This is a genomic window from uncultured Methanobrevibacter sp., assembly GCF_946184425.1.
Classification (GTDB): domain Archaea; phylum Methanobacteriota; class Methanobacteria; order Methanobacteriales; family Methanobacteriaceae; genus Methanocatella.
This window is the reverse complement of the sequence record NZ_CAMHFP010000007.1, coordinates 16,135-35,746: the sequence shown is the minus strand read 5'-3', so window position 1 is coordinate 35,746 and position 19,612 is coordinate 16,135. Positions and strand designations below refer to the sequence as shown.

Below are 19,612 nucleotides of genomic sequence, written 5' to 3'. Positions count from 1 at the left end.
AACTAATTTAATTTATAATCATAGTATACTGAATGTTATATTAAATTTTAAACTCTTAAAATCGTTATTTTTATTAAAATTCTTGTTAGTGTAATATTACTATAGTCGGAAAAGTATTTCCGTATATTATCCATAAATATGTATTATACGGAAATATGTAAAAATAGTATTAGTATATATTATAGATAATTAACCATTAATAGTAATTATATATATTTACATATAATTAGTAATGTGGTAGTAGGTATATTAATATATAAATACATTTTTCTGTATTTGCAGAAATATATATAATACATATTTTCAATATTTACAGATTAAAGTATTAATACATATTTTACCACTTATACTCATATAATATTGATAAAATGTCATAAATGAACTGTTTGATATATATCAAGCTATTGAAATATAACATTTTCTTTAATTTTCACTGTTTTTTATTAAAATTTATGAAATTTATTAAAATCTACGGCGACGAAGCCTTCTTCTAATAAATTTAACAAGTTGATAAACTCCCATAAATAATACTCCAATAAACACTACCACAATAGCAAGTATAAATAGGAGCAATATATTGCTTACCTGATTTACAGGTTGATCCAGTGTCATGTTTCCCATAGCTTTATAATTTGGAGCAATAGGAATTTCTTCAGCCTTGAATAAAGTTTTATTGAAATATACATTATCAACAAGGTCTGCTGTGTTCATACCATAAAGTGATCCGTCATCATTAGAAACAAAAGCTTCGGTCATATTTCCTTTATGTGTTGAATTTTCAAAAGTATGGAAATGATAAGTTGTAATATCTCTTCGGGTAAGACCAAAACCGTCTGATGCTGCCATTTCGGTCATTGCAGAAATCTTATCGGAGGTATTCAATGGAATTTCACCGTCTCTCATATAATGATCCCTATTTGGGACGGAAATATACTGACCAGGTTCTAATTTACCCATATAATGGTCATTTGCTGTAGCAATACCATAGTTACCATTAGGTGCTTTAATCAATACATGTCCTAACTTGTAAGATTTTTTTATTTCCTGAATTTGTTTTAAATAATCTTCAGAAATACTATTGTCATCAGAAATCATATGTGAAGTAATTTCTTCGATTTTTTCGTTATCAGGACCGTCATCTACTCCACCATAACCTATAGTCCAACCGTTGCTGGTTATGATTACCTGACAGAAATAGTCTCCAGTAGTTTTATATTGCTTAATAGCTTGAATACCATGCCAATCTATTTCTTCTATGTAAATATCGGCGGTTAAATTAGCATCACGTCTAAAAGAAAAAATACTATTGTTTCCATCTAATTGCAAGGCAACGGAACAACACCCAATCATATCTGATTCATCAGTTTCATCCAAAATCTGCTGTATATCATGAAGATTATGATGATTATCTGTTGCATTAACTCCCAATACGGGAATCAGTACCAAAAATATACACAATAACAATATTATTCTTTTAGATATCATATAAACCCTTAAAAAAATTTAATGAAAAATAGAATTATAAAAAAATTCCTATCATTATTATATTTTAATGAAATACTATTTAAATGTTCATATTTAATATTTAAAGAATAAAAAAAGAGGGAAATTTAATTATTACATATTAAATTTCATATTATTTGCTTTTAATTTTTGTTTCATTTGTTCTCTATCAACATGAATATATTTATCTGTTGTCTGGCTGTTGGAGTGTCCTGCAATTGTTTGAACTTCAGCAACAGTCAATACTTCAGCATAATGGCTTAATGCGGTGTGTCTGAGGATATGGACACTGACATTTTTTCCATAGTTTACAGGACAATCAATGTTTTCTGATTCTATCCTATCATCCGAAAGATGAGCATATTTTTTTACTATATCCTGCACTCCACGTTTTCCTATTCGTTTACCTTTAATGTTTGTAAATAATTCTTCACGATTTACTTCTTCTGCTGCTTTGTTTCTTTGAATCACTGGTCTGTAAACATCATTTGTGTTTTTTCTAAGTTTTGTGATACGATCCATTATCATATCATTTAAGCTGACCAGCGTGTCGAAGGTAATGAATGTTGTACGGTCCTTTAATTCTCCTTTAGTGGTTTCTGCACGCAGATATACTTCAATAAACTCATTGGTATCATTCGGCAGCTCATAAAATCCTTTTTCATCGATTGGAACCTGAATATCATCCTTGTTCAGAAGTACCAGTTCCTTTAGCCTCATACCGGAATCAATGAAAGTTCTGCAAATCGCATAATCTCTTGGATTTCCTCTTTGTTTGATCGTATCCAAAAAGAAATTGGATTGCTGCCATGTTAAGCTGATTTTTTCAATTCTTTTTTTAGCAGTTTCAGGATCTTCAGCTTTAACCTCAATGATATCCTTCATTTTGATTGTATCATGCTGGATTTCTTCTTGAACATCTTCTGAGTTGATGAATTCCAAAATATTCATCATATATGTTTTAACTGTTGTCCTTTTATTCCCACGTTTTTTTAAACAGTATCTACGATAATGTCTTAACTGTTTTTTGACATTGCTACTGTTCAACTCATCTATCCCTTCATTTTCAAGATATTCAATGAATTTTGAAATATTAAATGTTTGTTTTTCTATTGTTTCTTCAGTTAAGTTTTTTACCTCTTGTTTTTCTTCTAAGTATTCATCTAGGTAGTCTGTTAGCTCATTAACCTCGATCATAAGCTTTTTGCCCCCTAAATTTTTATACCTAACCCTTGTATATACTATTGTTTTTTTGAGTATATAAATACTTCGTATCTTTTCTTTTTAACTGTATATTATTACATAAAATATACGTTCTCTTTATATATAAAATTTGGTCAATTTGGAGTTTCATTTTGAAATGTTGAAAGTGAAGTAATACATATACATCAAGCGGTTTCAAAATGGTGATTTCTTCAAGTTTTGGATTTGTAATAAAAAATTTGATGAAAAGTAATAAAAATTTTTTCGTTGAAGTGATATCTTTATAAATTCAATCTTACAAAAAAAATAGAATACGTAACCTATAAGTTACAGAAAGATTTATTCGATAATAAGATATTTTTTATTAAAAATAAATATGATAAAAAGTATAATTTAGTAAGGATAAACTCCTTTACGTTCTTTCTCATGATTCAACCAGGTTTTAAGCATTAAATCTTCAAGAGAGTGCCTCTTATCAAAATAGTTTATTATTCCTTTATCTTGTAATGTTTTAATATATTTATTAAAGTGGCTGGAGCCATGTCCAAACTCTTTTCCAATTCAGACCATGAACTGTTTTCATGATTTAACATTGTGCAGATTATATTTTTTTCATAATTATTTAAGGTACCTCATATTCTAATCCACATAACACGAATCTGATCCATATATTTTATAAAATAAAAAATTTACAAGAAGTTATAATAAAAATTATTTCATGTACATGATAGTCAGCATAGATTGCAAATTCAAAACAAACCATGAAAATATTGAAAAGATCCTTCAGCGTTTCGGACTTCGAAAGATTCAAAGTTCATTATATGCAGGAGATCTTGACAAAAATGAAAGAAAAGAATTGGGTGAAAAGATTTCTGAAATTGTTCGCGAAACTGACAGTGTATTGATAATACCCATTTGTCAGAATTGCTACTCTAAAAAGATTAGCATTGGTCGCATAATACAATTCAGGGATGAACTCTACAGGGTGTATTGAAATGAAACTGATTATAGAAGGATACAACAAATCAATTCACAAAAAGGACAACCAGATTGTTATACATGAAAAAGACGAAATAATAGATTCAATCAGGGCATCTAAAATTGATGACATCACTATTATAGGAAAAGGTCATGTGACATTTGATGCACTTGATTTGATGGCTGAATATAATATCAAACTGATATCAGTTAATACACGAGGGGAGCTGACATATACACTGGAATCTCCAGACTGGAAAAATGTTTATCTTAAAAAGCAGCAGTACAAACTAAGTGAAAACAAAATTGGTTTACTTATTGGTCATGAACTGTTTGAAACGTATCTTTTGGAAGTAATTATTCAAAACCAAAATGGTCGTCGTTAATGTTATTTGTTTTATGGGGCTGACTAACGAGAGGTGGTTTATTCGTATAGTATATGTGGTGGTATGGTTGTCTCATAAAGAAAATGATTATGGATATTTCCATAATCTAGAAAAATAAAAGTCCTGCAGTTCCAAGCATAACAACTAATCCTATTAGATCTTCAATTAAGTGTATGAAGTATGGTACAGCAACATTTTTTGTATGTATGTAGGTTATCGGTAGTATACAGCCGCCCACGCCCAGTGCAAGAATTAAAAATTTTAAGTCAAATCCGTATGCAGGAATGTGCGCCAATGCAAAGAGTAACTGTGAAATGACAATTCCAGCAATTATTGCATTTTTACGTCCTAATGATTTGTATGTGAATGCAACGACTAATATTAAAGGTATGAATTTGAACAGTTCTTCACCGACCAGTTGGATTATTAAGCCAATTATTAATACGGTCGGACTACCCTTCATTGCAGCATCCGTTGCAGTGTTACCAATTCTTCCGGTTAAAATAAAATTGATTATTGCTGATAAAATCATAACTCCGATTAGACCTAAAATTATTATTTTGATGTCTTTAACTTGTGGAACTCTAAAAATCATTGACAGATTACCTTTCAAAGCATAAATTATAGGAATTAATGTTGCAAAACAGACTATTAAAGCTTTTTGGATATGAAATCCTTCTAGAGGAACAACAAATGGTGTTATGAATGTGATTAAAAATCCTATAACTAATACTATAATCTTGGGAGTTGTAAGCTCTGGAATCCCGTTTAAAAAAGGAATATCATAATCCTTATTTTCATATTTGAAATATTCACTCATTTTTCTGTCTCCATTAAAAGTTAAAATAGTTTATATTTTTAATATTAATAAATTTGTTATAAATAGTTAACGAATGTTGTTTGCTTTTTAAGTTTTGAATAATTCCTTAGAAAACATTCGATAAAAACTGCAATATGAAAAATAATACAAAAAATTAATCTTTATATTCAGGGTGATTGACTAAAACGTGGTCATGAAAATGTTGAAATGCAGTAGCATCCCTAGCTTTAAGATCAGCTTCAAAATTTTTTCTTTGCGATGGATCAATCATTTCCCAAACTTCAAGTAAAGTTTCTTCTTTATCTTCTTGAGTAGGTAAAAATTCTAATCCTGCTCCAAATCCTTTTGATTCCATAATTCAACATCTCCATTCTTAATTAATATTGATTTTAAATTATGACCATATAAAGTTTATGGTGAAATATAAATAAATTCAATACCAAATTGATTAAATTCCTCATTAAAAAATTCACATTGCTCCTTAAAGTTACTATGGCGAACTTTATCTTTAATTTCATCTAAATCATTTGCCATTTGGAAATAATTGAAATTATTAATATTATCCTTTTTATATTCATCAGAAGCCCATGCAATATTGTCATTCACATAATCCTTTCGTTTATCATTAGCTTTTTTATAAGAATCTTCAAGATTCTTTTTATTAAGTTTAACATTTGGTTCAGATTTTTTAATCAACATTCTTTTGGATTGATGGCCATAAATTTAATGTTGTTTTCGGCTATTAAATTAAGTGCATCGAAGGTGATGTATCCTTTTCCTGTAATGGTTATGTCATTAACTGAACTTGCCTTTATTGAATCAATGATTTTATCCTTTTCATGTATGACAATCTGATTATCCTTTTTGTGAATGGACTTGTTATATCCGTCAATAACTATCTTCATCAAAACACCCTGTACAAGTCATTTTTGAATTTGATTTCACGACCCAAACTTTCTTTTTTGGAATAACCGTTTCGGCAAATAGGCATTATCAATACAATGTCATTTTCACGGACAATTTCTCTGATATTTTTCGCAAGATCATCTCTTTCATTATTATTCATTTCCCCTACATATAATGTATGTTGAATTTTTCTAAGCCCATAATGCTGAAGGACTTTTTCAATTTTTTCCTGGTTAGTCTTGAATTTACATTCAAATGAAGTTATCATATACATGAAATAATATTTATTTTAATTGGTTTAATAATCTCTCCAAAGATATTGCAATAGGAGAGTAAATAATTTTAAACTAGGGAAAATATGATGTTTTTTTCTTTATATACAACACACATTCAAAGACGTAGAAATCAAAAGAATGTTTACACCAAGTAGGTTATTAATACGTTGGAAGAATTGCTACTGGAATCAACAAAGTTGAAAATCCCAAAAGATTTGATGAAGGTAAATTGTTGTCATTGATTAGTTAATATTAAGGGTAATGGTAAAAAAGGAATTTAATCCGAAATAGTAAAAGTTACCAGCAAAAAATGCTAAAAATCCCGGATTCTGATGAAAACTATTAATGTATTTCTTATTAAAATCAATAAACAGGCAGGGAGTCAATAGTTCTCACCAAATCTCTTGCAGTTAAAGATTTTTTATACTGAGTATCATTTTGAGCAGTTTCAAACAAGAGAACGTTATGATTTTTTTTGGCAAGAGGTATTGTTACCCACTCTGGTGAAGTACCCGTCTTAACAGTATATGCGGGATAACTTAAGTTAGCACCTATCCTATTGGCATAATCCATGGTAACACTTGATTTATTATCAACAACGCCAACATATCTCTGCAGATCCCAATAGTCTTCCATTTCATGGACATCTACGATAACATAAGGGTCATAATTCTCAATATCTGGAACAATGTATTCGTTGGCCAGCAGTTCACCCATATGTCGGTTTGTATCATAATCGCTGGTATTCATTCCGCTGTCGTTGAAATTAAGCTGAATGAAATATATGATGAACTTTTTATTAAGGCTGCCGTCCCGGGTAAAATTCATAATTGCATCATATGTAGCATTATGAATGCCACTTTCAAGACTGTGAACTCCCAATATGACTATTGCAGTATCACTGGAAAATGCATTGCCTCCTGTTATTTTATAAACTGTTCCATTGGAGTTGGCACCAATTTTTGCTGCATATTTATCCAGATTTTCAATACTTTGCGGTTCACTCTGGTGTGTTAAAGTGGCTATTCCGGCTAAAATAATAAGTAAAATCAATATTACAAGTAAAATTTTGATTATTTTTTTCATTGTAATCTATATTATATTTATAATCGATGTATATAAATATTAACACAAATTACTGACTTAAAAATTATTGGAAAATTAAAAAAAAAGAAGTTTACTAGAATTATTATAAAATCCTAGTTTTAAGTTGTATACATTAATGGATTAAGCTGCCATTTTATATGCGTCATAAGCAGCATAAATTGCAAAAATCAATGATAGAATAGATAATAAAAATGCTGTAAAGAATGATACAATTGCTAAAATAATTGCAATTACAAAGAAAATTACACCTTTTTTAATATCTCCTGCATAAGCTTGACCTAATCCTGGAATGAAAAAAGACAATACTGCTGCTAGAATTTCATTTGCCATATATATTCCTCCATTTTTTTAATTATTATTATTATATTTTTTCTCCATAATAAAGTTGATTGAAGTAAAGTTACTAATGTTTCCTAAATTTTACAATATTCAGCATTAAATTTTCGGGAAAATATTATTGTTTAAGATAGATTGTCTAAATTATTTTATCTAGTCTAAAATATTTACTGAGCATAATAAATAAGTGAAGTTATTTATATTTTATAATTGTTTTCATTGATGTTTTAGTTAGAATTATTCAAAAGGTAAAGAAACAGTTAAAGAAAGATTTTTTGCTGAAATCTTTGCAGATTCTGTTAAAATTCTTATGAAAGATGCTAGACTTAAAAATTTGCATGAAAAGAAATATATATTTAAATAGTATTTTGAACTAATATTACATTAAAAATTTGAAGAGGATATTCTCATGTTTTATATTATTCCAAGTAATGCTCGTGTTGAAAAAATTGATTTCCCAAATAAGATGCAAGTTAGAATTGATTATGGTATCATATGGGAAGAGTATATGAACCTTTTTTTGGAAGGTACTCTGGAAGCCTTAGAAGATCCCAACTTTTAGATCAGAATAAAAATATCCTTACAGAAATTAGATTTTGATTAATATTGTTTTTATCGAATGTTTTCTAAGGAATTATTCAAAACTTGAATTAAAGGAAAATTATAATAAAGTAAGTGTTGAAGAAAGAAGTAAACATTTAGATAAGTATTATGGAGAATTGTTTGCTGAATCAATTAAGGAACTTCTTAATGAAAATACTTTTGTAATTCAGATGCATAAAAATAAATATATGTATATTAATAATATACTATGATAGTTATTTTCATGTGGTATTATGGTTGTTAGAACAATTGGGGATGTAAAGACAGAAGATTTTATTTTATCTAAAGGTTTACATGTTCATATAGATTATGGAGTTATATCTTATGATGATGGACATTATTATCCTGCTTTTGAAAGATATTCTGGTAGTAAGAGAAGATCTCAATTGTTAGATGATAAAGGAAATATTATTTCTGAAGTTATAGAAAGTAATCCGGATGAGTTAACTTATGAAAAGGAAAAGAGTATTTTAGCTACAGGTTTAAAAATAGGTGATGAATTTGAAAGAGTTATTAATTTCCCAAATGGTTATGTGGCTAAAATTGAGTACTGGGTAACTCCTTTAAAACGTGATAAAAACTTTGGAAGATATGATGCAAAATATCAAAAAAAGATTTTACTAGATGAAAAAGACAATATTATTTCAGAAGTAATGGATTATAATCCTTATTATATGGACTCTAATGTTGAAGTGATTCATATTAATTCTGAAGAGTTTTTATCGAATGTTTTCTAAGGAATTATTCAAAACACAAAACTCCTTCATCATAACCATACTCTTTACAAACAGATTTGGCAATATCTTCATCAATAACAAACCAATCCAATCCTTTTGCAATAACTTTTTCTTTTACTTTCATCAAATTGACACTTGAAATAAAAGTTTGGTGTTTTTCACCTTTTTTATAATACATGTATGCCCATACAAAACCTTGTTTAACATTTCTTGTAATTTTATTAACTCTAAAAAATCCCGTAGAATTGTTTTGAGATATACTCATTAGTTTTAAAGTATTCTTTCTGTGTTTCCTACCATACATTCCATTATCTTCATTTCTACTATGGATTTTTAAATGTTCTGAATTAGTCATCGGTACTAAATTCCATATTTCATTATTTAATTTGTTCCTATCTTCATGGTGAATAATAATATGACTTGGAAGTTTAATTTTATAGAAATCTTCAAAAATTAACCTATGCAGTAATTTATTATAATTTCCTTCTTTTTTAGAAGTTATTGTATAATAACCTTTTTTAACCTTTGCTCTTCCAAATTCTGTTTTTAATACTCCTAGATCCATATCACTCACCTACATAATCATCCATTATCATAACCTCTCAAATTTACCTCTAATTTTGTACATCATGTTCATTCTTATTTTAGGCAGCTTTGACAGATAATTCTGCACCCACACATCAATATACATGTTTTTATCGAATGTTTTCTAAGGAATTATTCAAAACTTTTACAGGAATCAAAAGTGATGAGTTTACAAGCTCAACCGCCAGCAGAGATTCCTCAACAGTAATGTCCTCATGATTCTGCATTTTCTTTTCTATTTTCAGGAAAAGATTTTTCATCCCGTCGTGGCGAATTGTTCTGATTACTTCATCATATGAGATACCGCAGCTCTCGCAGTTTTCATCTTTTTTGATGTTGCCTTTGCATCTCGGACAGATCATATAAACACTTCCTATAATCTTTCAATAGAGATGTTTTCACATATTTCACTCAAGTTGAGTGAATCTGGAGTGAATGGGGAGTCCTGCATGAAAAAATAGGATATGAATGTCCCGTTGTCAGCCGTGCATATGTCAATATGACTGTTAGAGACAATTACTCTTGAGACATGCTTGTTTTTAACGCCGCATGTATTCAGGACATTCAAATCATTTTTGATATGTTTCAGCACAGTATTTTTTGATGTATTTTCATTTACTATTCTGAAACCTGTAAGGTTTGCTGGGGTGTATCTTTCATTAAGCTGTTCTAAACTGATTAAATCGTTTCTGTTCATATTATTATCCTCCAATGGTGTTGTTTAAAAAAATAAAATTTATAAACCGGACCAGCGGTTTGTGATTTCTGATTCCAGTTCGTTTATATCCAGGCTGTCTTCATCAAGGTTCAAATCCTCGATATCTTCTGCAATACTGGCTCCGCTTTCAAGCTTTAATGCAAGGTAGAGCTTTGCATGGGCTATGGCCAAGTCAGGGTCTGTATCTTTAAGTATCTGATATATTAGATAGTAGAGATTTACCTTCATGTTTGCCGGATCGTCTGTTAAAACTGCCTTTGATGCATATTTTATTGCATTTTCTCTGTCTTCTGTTTTATAATAACAGTCAGCAGTTTCTTTTAAAATATACCAGTAGCTGTAGGTATTTCTTACTTCTTCAAGATATTCAAGTGCCTCTTCAGATCTTGAGAGACTGTTTAGAGACTTTGCAATTCTCCATTTGTGCCAGACATCTCCGCTGAAAGCGAATGAGTCAAGATCATTTAATGCTTTTTTTGATGCATCTATACATTCCTCATAGTCCCCGCATTTGAGATATGCTGTTGAGAGATACTTGTAGTAGTCTTCCTTTTTTGAGGCAAACTTGGAGTCTCTCTGATTATGTGTTAAAAGTTCAGGGTTGAGCTTGCCAAGCCAGTAGAGCATATACTCCCAGTCATCCTGCTTTTTCAAAAACATTATGACCTTGAACACTGACTGAGTATAGACGCAAACAGGTTCTGAGTTCAAATCCTGCTGGTCAGTGATGTCTGTAACCATCTCTGCATATTCCATTAGCTCGTATTCGTCAGATGAATCTCTTATGAAAAGATAGTATATGCACCAGCAGTATCTCTGCCTGTCCCAGTGCCTGAAAACTTCAGGATTCTCAGCGAAAAATTTGTCATAGATTTCATAAGCTTCATTATGCTTTTTGGATTTAAAGAGCCTGGCTGCTCTTGCTAACTCTTTTCTAATTTCTCTGGTCATGGTTGTACCTCCAAAGTGGTGTCTGTAAAAAGGCAATTTTCTAAAAATTTTGGTGATTTTAAAAGTGTATATTAATATTATGTTTTAAATAATATATAAACCTTTTGTAAAAATTGCATTTTCAGCATAAAATTATACCCTCACTTTCAAATTGAAGCTTAGCTTCATCAAACATTTCACTGTCTTTAATGAAATTTATAAACTGCCTTTCCTCTTCAAGGTGCTCTTTAATCTGATTTGTTATGTATGATTCCTCTTTATCTGACATGATGCTTTCAAGATATTCCTCTTCAAAATCAGGGATTTCAAAGCATTCATAATCCGGTTCGAAATCAGGATAATCAGGTATATCAAAGCACTCAAATTGAGGTTCTTCGAATCTGAAACCGTCAATGTTTTCATTCGGACCTTCCGGATAGTCATATTCTGTAAATGAATCATATGGATTATCTGATACTACAAAACCTCTCAGTGAATTTCCGCAGTATGCAGCATCCAAATTAATTTCTTCAAAGTAATAGTCATCCAGTTCAGGATATTCATCATACCCGATATCCATCATTTCAGCTTCAATATAAGAATTACAGTTAATTTCGATAGGTTCTTCATATCTTAAGAAATCTTCAAGATTCTTTTCGTATTCTAAACGTTCAGCAATGAGCTGGTCGTCTCTCAGTTTCATGAGGAAATCATCTTCTTCAAAGCTGTAAAGGAATGATTCATATTCCTTAATCTGGAAGTCCATCTCTTCGCTTTTATGAATGTCGGCTTGTGAAATGAAACTGTTTTCATATTCGATTCTCTCTTCAATCAGTTCTTTTGTACGGATATCTTCAAACATGCTTTAACACCTCTTATTCAGTTATACTTGCCCAGTATGATTCTATAATTTCAATCAGCTGGTTTTTATTTAAGTCATCTTTTTCAATCATCAAATCTTCAAGTTCATCAGGAATTTCCCAGCGGTTTTCCTTTCTTATGAGATAGCACAGCTCAGCGTGACGGTATGCCATTTCAGGGTTGATTTCTTCAAGAAGCTTATATGCCAGACAGTACAGGTTGACCTTCATTTCAGGTGACCCTTGGCCAGAATTGCCGGTCTGACATATTTAAGAGCGTTTCTGAGGTCTCCTAAAAGACAGTAGTTTTCTGCAAACTCCCTAAAGATGAACCATTCGTTTTTGCTTTTTGCGACTTCCCTTAAAAATTCCAGTGCTTTTTCATAGTCTTTCATTTCTCTGTATGCCTTGGCTATTCTCCATTTGTGCCAGACATCACCGTCTTTTGCAAATGTTTTTATGGTTTTTAATGCATCTGCGGATATTTCTATGCATGCTTCCCATTCGGCGCATTCAAGTGATGATTTTGATGCGTATTCATAGTATAATTCCTTTCTTGATTTGGAATATTTTGAGTCATTTTCATCCAAACGTTTGGCTTCTAAAAGATCAAGCCATTCAGACATGTTGTAGAATTCTTTTTTATCCATAAGATATTCCAGAACTTTAAATACTGAAAAAGTGTACGGGCATATTTTAGTTCTGTTTAAATCTGATTGAGGAATCAGTTCTGTGATTAGGTCTGTTGCATCAAAAAGCTCATCTTCATCTTTGAAATTCTTTACATGGACCTGATAGATTGCCCAGGAGTATGAAATCAGATTCTCTTTTGTAAAAGAGTCAGGGTCTTTTTCGAAAAGGTTTTCGTATATTTCTAAAGATTCTTCATACTTTTTTTGTGAATATAATTTTTTAGCATTGTTTAAATTTACCATGATGATGGTCCTCCTTGTGTGGTATTTTCGTTAATTTCTTTTTCTGATGAGTTTTGGTTTGTCATCAGACTTCTCCCAGTAGGTTTCAAGCTTACTTCCGCAGTTAACGCATCTCGTAGCTGTGTCACTGTTTGGATATGAGCAGTAATAGCACTGTTTTGTCATATTCACCTCCTAATAGTTTTCTCCAATCCATCCCTGATTGTTGGGATATCCGCATTCATAGCAGTATCCGTCGTAGTCTTCAGATCCGCATTCAGGACATGTCTCAACTTCTTCTCTTTCAGATATTTCTTCTGTGATTCCGGTGTTCTGGCAGTAAGGACATTCCCATTCATAGCCCTGCCAGTCAAGAACAGTATCACAGGACTCGCATCTCCACAGTCCGTCGTTATTTATTGTCTCTCCGCAGAACGGACATTCATAGAAAACATCATCTTCATCGACTTTTTCACCGCAAATAATACATTCAATCACTTTAACGTCTCCTTATCTTTTTGAGTTATCATCAAACCATGGCTCAATACCAGTTTTTTCAAAGTATGCATCATCCCAGCTCGGATCATAGTCATTATAGTGCTCTTCACTTTCAATTCTTGAATTGTTTGGTCTTCTGTAGGATTTCATTTTTTTATTGGTCTGAGGAGTATCATTGAAAAGAGAATTACATGCTGAAATGATTCCAAAGATAAACAGGATGATAATTAAAACATCAAAAAATCCCATCATTGATATGCCTCCAATTCTTTGCTAAAAAGTAGTTTACAGACATATAATGATTTTACATGCATTTTGGAATTAAATAATACATTTAAATTAACTTTACTTTCCATGATGACGGCACCTCTATTCTGGTAAAATAGATACATTTTCTGTTGTATCATTTAATATTAACTATTATATTATAAATAGTTTTTGGTTTTTGAAGTAAGTTAAAGCAAAATATCTTTTTTCAGTGAAGTGATGCTTTCTTTTACGTCTTTTTCATTTGACTGGAAGCATTTGTAAAATGCATTATATTCACTTTTATCACATGAATAATAAATAAACAGAGCCCATCGTTTTCTGTTATCATCAACAGGTTTGAATTTCATCAGATTATCTTTAATGAGTAGTTTTTTATTGTTTTTCGGATTGTAAAGATACAGTGAGTCACCGAAAAGGACATTGTCAAAGATGATATTGTCATAAATCGGCTGTGCACATGGACCATTTAGAAGAATTACTCTGTGATTATAGTTTCTTTTGGATGTATCAACGTCGCCGGTAACATAAATCAGTTTATAGTTTGAATACACTTCCAGAATATCAAATATGTCATCCAGATACCCGTCAAGTTTTTCTATTATTTTTTCCGCTTCAAATGAATTTGAATGTGATCCGTGATGCTCCTCATTTCTCAAATCCTTGGCCTTTTCAAGTGCATCCAGTATCTTATCTGAAGATATCATCTCAAAAAGTTCCTCATCCAGTTGTGATGTGAAATTGTTGTTTCTGTATACATCAGCAAGGTTTTTGGACAGATAAACCCAGTTTCCGAAAGTCATATTTTTATATACATTGAAGTTGAAGGCATTCCAGATTTTTTTGAAATTCTTTTTATAGACATCTTCAGGAAGACCGCTTAAAAGAATGATTGAATTGAATGCGGCTATAAATTCAAATAAAACAAGGTAATTGTCCTTTTTCTCAACCAGTTCAAAACCACCTTTTGTTGCTGAAAGATATGATATCGCAAGAGGCCAGATGAGTCCTTTATATACATGTCTCCAGCTTCTGGACATCTTTGTTACTTCACCTGACTCGGAATCTATTTTTATATCACCTTTAAGCTCATCAAGGGAAGCTTTCATGTGCTTGTAGTCCAGGATATTTGAATTGAACTGTTTTTTGAGAAGTTCAACAGTTTTGAAAAATTCCCTGCTTTCACGCGCCACCTTGACAATTTCCTTTTGAATCTCAAGGGGAGGAACCGGAATTTTAACCTGTTTGATGTTTTCAGGTGTTATGTAGTAGTTGTCTTTTGAAAAGTATCTGATTTCATCAAGACCGTTATCTGATGAGAGATATTCATACAGGTATTCCTTAAGTACACTTTCATTGATATTGTCTATTTCTATGAATATTTCACCGTTGAAACTGTCAATGTCGTGATTGTAGTTTACATATTTTGATGTGCAGCTTTTGCATGTTGCTATAAGAATTGTGTCCTTGTCGTTTTTAAAGTCAATGTTTTTTAAATCAGCAATCTTTCCCAGTTTTCTGAATATTACATCCCCATCAATAATCCGCTTATTGTCCCTGTAAAGCAGATTTTCAGGGTTCTGCCTTTTTTTGGAATACATTGCATTGCTCAGGAATGTGAAATTGATGCTTTTATCATCTGCAATATCATCTAATCTGACGCTATGCTTTGAGATTTGAGACCTGATGGACTGTTCCTTCAAGGAAAGCATATCATCTATTATTGAATCTGAAATAACCCTGTTTTTTCGAGGATTGATGCGTGGCGATTTTGATTTGAGAGTTAAAAGTTCTGATTCAGCATCTGATTTTAGCTGTTGTGAGATTGATGATGAAAATTCACTTATATCCGCTTTAAGGGCAATATCGCTTTCATTGAAATTATGATAGCTTTCACATATATTTTCCATCAGTTCATTTTTAATGAAAGTCCAGTCATTGGAATCTTTCCTGTGAATCAGACTGTCTGATTCATCTATAACGAGACATTCATTGTCAGTTTTTTTGGAATCAAATGTAAGCATTACCAGATTGTCCTGCTCATGATATATCGGAAGAGAAATTATTGCTTTAAGATAACGGTTAACCTGTAAATCTGAGATGTTTTCGTTGAGATACTTGGATGAGACGGTCAGTATCATTTTGGAAGAGTCAAATTCATTGATTAATGCTGCCGCATCCTTTTCATTGTCTTTAAATGCCAGATTATTAACTTCAGCATCACCATCTTCCAAGTTTAAAATTAGTTCTTTTAAAAAATCCTGACTGTCCATTTTAGCACCTAACTGTTATTTTTCCTGAATTTTACTGCATATTTATTTAAATTTTCAAAATCATCATTGTTGTTTAATATATCATCCAGTTTTTTTGTTAAAATGATTTTCAATGCCTGTGAAAAGCGTTCCCATTCATACAGTTCCCTGGTTTCATATCTAAGCTGTGAAAATTTAGGAGGATCATTGATCTTGCTGAATTCATCTTTAATATCTTCCCTGAGGTCTTCTGTAATAAATGAACTTATAATTTTCTTAATGTAACATGCAAATGTGTTTCCTATTCCATTTGCAACTTCAATCAAACCGGGGTCTTTATCTTCAAATTCCTTTAATTTGTCTTCATATGACCCGTAATCCTGATAGCCCAGAAGAGCATATCTTCCCTCCACAGTATGAGCGCAGTATTCATCAACGAGATAATTAAATGAATCATTTACAAGAGTGTAGCATACAAATGCTTCAACTGCATCAGTTTTATCTGTATTGAGAAGTATTGATACAATCTGTTCCAGTATTTCTGCTAAAAGAAAATGGGAAAGTTCATGAATTATTGTTGTTATCTGCAAGGCTCTGCTCGCCCGGTCATCAATGTAGATTTCATTAAAAGCGAAATTACCCAAATCTCCTCCGCCTTCTTTGTATTCTGTTTTGACAAAGGATTTGGAAAAAAGAAGTATCTTTTCAACAGTGGAGAGAGATTCAAAATCCATTCTGTATTCATCAATCAGATTGTCCAGAATCATCCTGTATGTTTTTTTGATGTTTTCTATAATCCCGTCGAACTGTGTCTCTGTAAGAGCGAAGCTGTCAAGCCTGCTTATGTTTTCAGATGATAAGAGCTGTGATATTTCATTAAATCTGTTGGAATAATCCTTGAAGTTATAGTAACTGTTAGGGTGTGTTTTGATATCCCTGATTTTTGGAGTGTCTGTGATATATGTCAATGGGGAGTTGCATTTGCGGCAGTACTCATAGGCCGCAGAATATTTTGTACCGCACTGATTGCATATTTTAACCAGATTATCAACATAAATTAGTCTGGTCAGCTTTTTATGTTCGCTGCAGAAGTTGTCATCCTTTGTGTATTTGATGCCGCATGTAGGGCAGACTTTAACAAGATTTCTGGAATATTCAAGTTCAATCAGCTCCCGGTGTTCACTGCAGAAGTTATGTGACTCATCATATATCTTTCCGCAGACCGGACATTCCTTCTGATTTTTAAGAGAAATTATAATCACCCTTTAAGGATTACAGACACTGCATGGCACTTTACCGTCTTCAATAGCATCATCACGTGAGTGATAGATAATTTTATTGCTGTCGCTGATTTTCTGAGCCCACTCGCAGTCTGGAGTGTGGAACTTTTCAGCCTTTGCACTGGCCCAGAATTCTGTGTTTGCTGATGAATCTGAACTTGAATCATTATCAGCTGCAGGTTCAACTGTTTCTACATGAGTATCTTCTTTTACAGGAACCTTATCCTGAGTATTGCTGTTGAAAACACCGCTTGCAAAAGCACCTGCTATTGCAATGATAATTATTACAACAACTACTCCTATTATGAGTTTTGAAGAAGAATTAGTTTTTTTGGTTAAATCTGCACCGCATTTAGTGCATCGTTTTGCTGATGATTTAACATCAACACCGCAATTTGGACATTTATCCATTAATACTACACCTCTAACAATATTGTTTTGATAATATAATATTGTTGTAAGTCAGTAATAAAAATTAGTATAAAAAAAATAAAAAAAGATGCAATCCTGTTAAGGACCGCATACCTGGCATGGCTGATATCCTGCGTTTAAGGCCTCATCTCTTGAGTTGAAAACAACTTTGTTTTTGCCTGAGATTTTCTGAGCCCATTCACAGCCAGGATAGTGGAATTTATTTGAATTTGAACTTGCCCAGTAGGTCTGGCCTGATGATGAACTTGATGAAGATGTTGAAGTTGTTTCGGGTTTCGGTTCATCTTTGGTAACTTTTTCTTTTACTTTAACATCAACCATTTTATTATAGATTACTTTAGACCCGTCGCTTCCGTAGATGGTTACATTGGCACTTTTTACGTTTTTAACACCAGGCAGGTTGATTTTGATATCTCCCTTCTTATCAACATATGATTTGATTTTTTTAACGGATTTGTTGTTTTTATCCAGACAGTTAATTTCAATTGAGTAATTGCCCATTGAATCTCCGTCTTTGGAAACATTCAGTTTCAGATAATATTCAGTTTTCTTATCTGTATTTCCGCTAACATCAGTATGCTCTGTTTTAAGTTTTATCAAAGAAATGTTTTCAATTTTCAATGCTGAATCATCTGATCCGCCGAAAGGATTGAAATCCAGTAATACATAATCAGACAACGCATTGCTTTCAGCTGCCACAATAGGTGAAATGCAAACAAGTACACTTACCAAGGCAAGAATTGATATAATCAATTTTCTATCCATATTTAAACCCCCAATTAGTTACAATTATGTATGTAACTAATATCATTTAATTATTTAAGTAAATGCTACATTAATTTTGATTGAAAAGATTGTTTTTTACTTTTTTGATTATATAAATCATTTAAGAATTTTTCAATGTTTGTTACTTCTATTGAATTTTCTTTATTTTTCAATATGAACTCATTTCCATCAAATGATCCTTCAGGAATTTCTTCTGGAACATATGTGAAAATTGTTTTATTATATCTACTTGCAAAATCAACTGTATGCATTGTTCCACTTTCAATACCGCACTCCACAACAAAAACTGCATCTGATAAAGCTACCACAAATTTTTATCGAATGTTTTCTAAGGAATTATTCAAAACATAATTGAATTAATTATAACTTTATTTTATTAATTTATATAAATCAATAGAATTTTCTAATTTTTTTCATAGATAATAAAAAGATATATTAATTAAATCTATCTAATATTAAAATAAGGAGGTCAAATATGAATAAAAATATAATTATTGCTATTTTAGTTGTAATCATCATAGCAGTTGTAGCAGCATTTATGTTTACACAACCACAAGCTACTACACAAGATGGTAAACTAAATACCCAAATCAATTTTTTAAGTGAAGCAAACTTAAAAAATGGGGATATAGTGCAATTTGAACTTAAAGATGCAAAAGGAAATGCGATTGCAAACCAAACTGTTAACATTACTTTTGTTGGTAATGGACAAAAACAAAATTTCTCCGTTATTACAGACAACAGCGGTAAAGCTGGTCTTTCATTAAACAATGAAGACAAAGGAAATCACGAAGTAAGTGTAACTTATGGAGGTAACAATAAATACAATGGTTGTAATGCTAAAACAACTATTAACATCCAAGATGGAAACACAACAACAACCCAAAAAGTCACTGCAAATTCCACTGCAAGTACTGCAAAATATAATACCCCATCTCAATCAGCAAGCACAACTAGTTCATCCAGTTCAACAAACCTTTCTGAAGGATCTGGCCCTAATTTATACTATGATGAAGAATTAAACGTATGGTACGATGATAATGGTATTGTTAGAGGCGGACAATCAGATGGTCAAAGGATGATAGATATAATTAACAACCGACCATATACTGAAAATGGTGATATGGAATAAACCATTTTCTTTTTTTCTTTTTTTTCAATATTCAAACATCATATTTTGTTTTTATCGATTGTTTTCTAATTAATTATTCAAAACTGATGAACTGGGGTTTTAAG

General features: G+C 31.4%; 28 protein-coding genes. 4 read left to right on the top strand and 24 right to left on the bottom strand.

From position 1 onward, the window contains the following. Positions 1–462: 462 nt before the first annotated feature. Together Q0P94_RS02385 and Q0P94_RS02380 are read right to left on the bottom strand one after the other, a co-directional pair. Positions 463–1,485, bottom strand: a complete 1,023-nt coding sequence (locus tag Q0P94_RS02385) for a hypothetical protein (RefSeq protein WP_295113433.1) — start codon at positions 1,483–1,485, stop codon at positions 463–465. 132 nt (positions 1,486–1,617) lie between these two features. Then, positions 1,618–2,700 carry a tyrosine-type recombinase/integrase gene (locus tag Q0P94_RS02380; protein ID WP_295113431.1) on the bottom strand — a complete coding sequence of 361 codons (1,083 nt, stop codon included), beginning with the start codon at positions 2,698–2,700 and terminating at the stop codon, positions 1,618–1,620. A 724-nt stretch (positions 2,701–3,424) separates the two neighbouring features. Here Q0P94_RS02380 and cas2 (Q0P94_RS02375) point away from each other — a divergent pair. Both cas2 (Q0P94_RS02375) and Q0P94_RS02370 read left to right on the top strand, forming a co-directional pair. Further along, positions 3,425–3,700: a CRISPR-associated endonuclease Cas2 gene (gene cas2 / locus Q0P94_RS02375; RefSeq protein WP_295113429.1), complete on the top strand. Its 276-nt coding sequence runs from the start codon at positions 3,425–3,427 to the stop codon at positions 3,698–3,700. 1 nt (position 3,701) lies between these two features. Then, positions 3,702–4,070, top strand: a complete 369-nt coding sequence (locus tag Q0P94_RS02370; protein WP_295113427.1) for a CRISPR-associated endonuclease Cas1 — start codon at positions 3,702–3,704, stop codon at positions 4,068–4,070. 106 nt (positions 4,071–4,176) lie between these two features. Here the strand turns inward: Q0P94_RS02370 and Q0P94_RS02365 are convergent, their stop codons facing one another. The 7 genes from Q0P94_RS02365 to Q0P94_RS02335 all read right to left on the bottom strand — a co-directional run bounded on the left by Q0P94_RS02365 (position 4,177) and on the right by Q0P94_RS02335 (position 7,508). Then, on the bottom strand, positions 4,177–4,890 hold the full coding sequence (locus Q0P94_RS02365; RefSeq protein ID WP_295113425.1) for a CPBP family intramembrane glutamic endopeptidase: 714 nt from the start codon (positions 4,888–4,890) through the stop codon (positions 4,177–4,179). 154 nt (positions 4,891–5,044) lie between these two features. Next, on the bottom strand, positions 5,045–5,245 hold the full coding sequence (locus Q0P94_RS02360; RefSeq protein ID WP_295113423.1) for a hypothetical protein: 201 nt from the start codon (positions 5,243–5,245) through the stop codon (positions 5,045–5,047). A gap of 56 nt (positions 5,246–5,301) precedes the next feature. Continuing rightward, on the bottom strand, positions 5,302–5,589 hold the full coding sequence (locus tag Q0P94_RS02355) for a hypothetical protein (protein ID WP_295113421.1): 288 nt from the start codon (positions 5,587–5,589) through the stop codon (positions 5,302–5,304). After that, the gene (locus Q0P94_RS02350; protein ID WP_295113419.1) at positions 5,583–5,795 is read right to left on the bottom strand and encodes a CRISPR-associated endonuclease Cas1; all 213 of its coding nucleotides are present in this window, start codon (positions 5,793–5,795) and stop codon (positions 5,583–5,585) included. The genes Q0P94_RS02355 and Q0P94_RS02350 overlap by 7 nt, the downstream gene beginning before the upstream one ends. Beyond that, a complete protein-coding gene (gene cas2 / locus Q0P94_RS02345) occupies positions 5,795–6,070 on the bottom strand; it encodes a CRISPR-associated endonuclease Cas2 (protein ID WP_295113417.1) in 276 nt (91 codons plus the stop codon). Before cas2 (Q0P94_RS02345) ends, Q0P94_RS02350 begins: the two co-directional genes overlap by 1 nt. A gap of 364 nt (positions 6,071–6,434) precedes the next feature. After that, positions 6,435–7,157, bottom strand: coding sequence for a hypothetical protein (locus tag Q0P94_RS02340; protein WP_295113415.1), 723 nt, complete (start codon positions 7,155–7,157; stop codon positions 6,435–6,437). A 141-nt stretch (positions 7,158–7,298) separates the two neighbouring features. Continuing rightward, on the bottom strand, positions 7,299–7,508 hold the full coding sequence (locus Q0P94_RS02335; RefSeq protein ID WP_295113413.1) for a hypothetical protein: 210 nt from the start codon (positions 7,506–7,508) through the stop codon (positions 7,299–7,301). 842 nt (positions 7,509–8,350) lie between these two features. On the opposite strand from Q0P94_RS02335, the gene Q0P94_RS02330 reads away from it, so the two are divergent. After that, entirely contained in the window at positions 8,351–8,854 is a 504-nt protein-coding gene (locus Q0P94_RS02330; RefSeq protein WP_295113410.1) for a hypothetical protein, read from the top strand. 4 nt (positions 8,855–8,858) lie between these two features. On the opposite strand, the gene Q0P94_RS02325 is transcribed toward Q0P94_RS02330, so the two are convergent. From Q0P94_RS02325 to Q0P94_RS02255, 15 genes are all read right to left on the bottom strand, one after another. After that, on the bottom strand, positions 8,859–9,419 hold the full coding sequence (locus tag Q0P94_RS02325; protein ID WP_295113507.1) for an HNH endonuclease: 561 nt from the start codon (positions 9,417–9,419) through the stop codon (positions 8,859–8,861). A 130-nt stretch (positions 9,420–9,549) separates the two neighbouring features. Beyond that, positions 9,550–9,801, bottom strand: a complete 252-nt coding sequence (locus tag Q0P94_RS02320; RefSeq protein WP_295113407.1) for a hypothetical protein — start codon at positions 9,799–9,801, stop codon at positions 9,550–9,552. 11 nt (positions 9,802–9,812) lie between these two features. Further along, positions 9,813–10,136, bottom strand: coding sequence for a hypothetical protein (locus Q0P94_RS02315; protein WP_295113404.1), 324 nt, complete (start codon positions 10,134–10,136; stop codon positions 9,813–9,815). Positions 10,137–10,175: 39 nt separating this feature from the next. After that, positions 10,176–11,108: a lipopolysaccharide assembly protein LapB gene (locus Q0P94_RS02310; protein WP_295113402.1), complete on the bottom strand. Its 933-nt coding sequence runs from the start codon at positions 11,106–11,108 to the stop codon at positions 10,176–10,178. A gap of 121 nt (positions 11,109–11,229) precedes the next feature. After that, positions 11,230–11,949 carry a hypothetical protein gene (locus Q0P94_RS02305; protein ID WP_295113399.1) on the bottom strand — a complete coding sequence of 240 codons (720 nt, stop codon included), beginning with the start codon at positions 11,947–11,949 and terminating at the stop codon, positions 11,230–11,232. 13 nt (positions 11,950–11,962) lie between these two features. Beyond that, on the bottom strand, positions 11,963–12,178 hold the full coding sequence (locus tag Q0P94_RS02300; RefSeq protein ID WP_295113396.1) for a hypothetical protein: 216 nt from the start codon (positions 12,176–12,178) through the stop codon (positions 11,963–11,965). Then, positions 12,175–12,882, bottom strand: coding sequence for a tetratricopeptide repeat protein (locus Q0P94_RS02295; RefSeq protein WP_295113393.1), 708 nt, complete (start codon positions 12,880–12,882; stop codon positions 12,175–12,177). Before Q0P94_RS02295 ends, Q0P94_RS02300 begins: the two co-directional genes overlap by 4 nt. Beyond that, complete coding sequence (locus Q0P94_RS02290; protein ID WP_295113390.1) at positions 12,876–13,010, bottom strand: hypothetical protein; 135 nt, start codon at positions 13,008–13,010, stop codon at positions 12,876–12,878. The genes Q0P94_RS02295 and Q0P94_RS02290 overlap by 7 nt, the downstream gene beginning before the upstream one ends. A gap of 46 nt (positions 13,011–13,056) precedes the next feature. Continuing rightward, on the bottom strand, positions 13,057–13,359 hold the full coding sequence (locus tag Q0P94_RS02285; RefSeq protein ID WP_295113387.1) for a hypothetical protein: 303 nt from the start codon (positions 13,357–13,359) through the stop codon (positions 13,057–13,059). A 12-nt stretch (positions 13,360–13,371) separates the two neighbouring features. After that, positions 13,372–13,611, bottom strand: coding sequence for a hypothetical protein (locus Q0P94_RS02280; protein WP_295113385.1), 240 nt, complete (start codon positions 13,609–13,611; stop codon positions 13,372–13,374). Positions 13,612–13,814: 203 nt separating this feature from the next. Further along, positions 13,815–15,899 carry a restriction endonuclease subunit S gene (locus Q0P94_RS02275; RefSeq protein WP_295113381.1) on the bottom strand — a complete coding sequence of 695 codons (2,085 nt, stop codon included), beginning with the start codon at positions 15,897–15,899 and terminating at the stop codon, positions 13,815–13,817. Positions 15,900–15,907: 8 nt separating this feature from the next. Next, positions 15,908–17,140, bottom strand: a complete 1,233-nt coding sequence (locus Q0P94_RS02270; protein ID WP_295113379.1) for a hypothetical protein — start codon at positions 17,138–17,140, stop codon at positions 15,908–15,910. 3 nt (positions 17,141–17,143) lie between these two features. After that, positions 17,144–17,569, bottom strand: coding sequence for a zinc-ribbon domain-containing protein (locus Q0P94_RS02265; RefSeq protein ID WP_295113376.1), 426 nt, complete (start codon positions 17,567–17,569; stop codon positions 17,144–17,146). A 99-nt stretch (positions 17,570–17,668) separates the two neighbouring features. After that, complete coding sequence (locus Q0P94_RS02260) at positions 17,669–18,355, bottom strand: Ada metal-binding domain-containing protein (protein WP_295113373.1); 687 nt, start codon at positions 18,353–18,355, stop codon at positions 17,669–17,671. 65 nt (positions 18,356–18,420) lie between these two features. Further along, entirely contained in the window at positions 18,421–18,684 is a 264-nt protein-coding gene (locus Q0P94_RS02255) for a DNA-processing protein DprA (RefSeq protein ID WP_295113370.1), read from the bottom strand. 167 nt (positions 18,685–18,851) lie between these two features. On the opposite strand from Q0P94_RS02255, the gene Q0P94_RS02250 reads away from it, so the two are divergent. Then, positions 18,852–19,508 (top strand): Ig-like domain-containing protein, encoded by a 657-nt coding sequence (locus Q0P94_RS02250; protein ID WP_295113367.1) that lies wholly within the window; start codon positions 18,852–18,854, stop codon positions 19,506–19,508. The last annotated feature ends 104 nt before the right edge of the window (positions 19,509–19,612 follow it).

Coding starts and splice junctions, on each gene's coding strand:
- Q0P94_RS02385 (WP_295113433.1), bottom strand. CDS start 1,485: ATGATATCTAAAAGAATAATATTGTTATTGTGTATATTTTTGGTACTG.
- Q0P94_RS02380 (WP_295113431.1), bottom strand. CDS start 2,700: ATGATCGAGGTTAATGAGCTAACAGACTACCTAGATGAATACTTAGAA.
- cas2 (WP_295113429.1), top strand. CDS start 3,425: ATGTACATGATAGTCAGCATAGATTGCAAATTCAAAACAAACCATGAA.
- Q0P94_RS02370 (WP_295113427.1), top strand. CDS start 3,702: ATGAAACTGATTATAGAAGGATACAACAAATCAATTCACAAAAAGGAC.
- Q0P94_RS02365 (WP_295113425.1), bottom strand. CDS start 4,890: ATGAGTGAATATTTCAAATATGAAAATAAGGATTATGATATTCCTTTT.
- Q0P94_RS02360 (WP_295113423.1), bottom strand. CDS start 5,245: ATGGAATCAAAAGGATTTGGAGCAGGATTAGAATTTTTACCTACTCAA.
- Q0P94_RS02355 (WP_295113421.1), bottom strand. CDS start 5,589: ATGTTGATTAAAAAATCTGAACCAAATGTTAAACTTAATAAAAAGAAT.
- Q0P94_RS02350 (WP_295113419.1), bottom strand. CDS start 5,795: ATGAAGATAGTTATTGACGGATATAACAAGTCCATTCACAAAAAGGAT.
- cas2 (WP_295113417.1), bottom strand. CDS start 6,070: ATGTATATGATAACTTCATTTGAATGTAAATTCAAGACTAACCAGGAA.
- Q0P94_RS02340 (WP_295113415.1), bottom strand. CDS start 7,157: ATGAAAAAAATAATCAAAATTTTACTTGTAATATTGATTTTACTTATT.
- Q0P94_RS02335 (WP_295113413.1), bottom strand. CDS start 7,508: ATGGCAAATGAAATTCTAGCAGCAGTATTGTCTTTTTTCATTCCAGGA.
- Q0P94_RS02330 (WP_295113410.1), top strand. CDS start 8,351: ATGGTTGTTAGAACAATTGGGGATGTAAAGACAGAAGATTTTATTTTA.
- Q0P94_RS02325 (WP_295113507.1), bottom strand. CDS start 9,419: ATGGATCTAGGAGTATTAAAAACAGAATTTGGAAGAGCAAAGGTTAAA.
- Q0P94_RS02320 (WP_295113407.1), bottom strand. CDS start 9,801: ATGATCTGTCCGAGATGCAAAGGCAACATCAAAAAAGATGAAAACTGC.
- Q0P94_RS02315 (WP_295113404.1), bottom strand. CDS start 10,136: ATGAACAGAAACGATTTAATCAGTTTAGAACAGCTTAATGAAAGATAC.
- Q0P94_RS02310 (WP_295113402.1), bottom strand. CDS start 11,108: ATGACCAGAGAAATTAGAAAAGAGTTAGCAAGAGCAGCCAGGCTCTTT.
- Q0P94_RS02305 (WP_295113399.1), bottom strand. CDS start 11,949: ATGTTTGAAGATATCCGTACAAAAGAACTGATTGAAGAGAGAATCGAA.
- Q0P94_RS02300 (WP_295113396.1), bottom strand. CDS start 12,178: ATGAAGGTCAACCTGTACTGTCTGGCATATAAGCTTCTTGAAGAAATC.
- Q0P94_RS02295 (WP_295113393.1), bottom strand. CDS start 12,882: ATGGTAAATTTAAACAATGCTAAAAAATTATATTCACAAAAAAAGTAT.
- Q0P94_RS02280 (WP_295113385.1), bottom strand. CDS start 13,611: ATGATGGGATTTTTTGATGTTTTAATTATCATCCTGTTTATCTTTGGA.
- Q0P94_RS02275 (WP_295113381.1), bottom strand. CDS start 15,899: ATGGACAGTCAGGATTTTTTAAAAGAACTAATTTTAAACTTGGAAGAT.
- Q0P94_RS02265 (WP_295113376.1), bottom strand. CDS start 17,569: ATGGATAAATGTCCAAATTGCGGTGTTGATGTTAAATCATCAGCAAAA.
- Q0P94_RS02260 (WP_295113373.1), bottom strand. CDS start 18,355: ATGGATAGAAAATTGATTATATCAATTCTTGCCTTGGTAAGTGTACTT.
- Q0P94_RS02250 (WP_295113367.1), top strand. CDS start 18,852: ATGAATAAAAATATAATTATTGCTATTTTAGTTGTAATCATCATAGCA.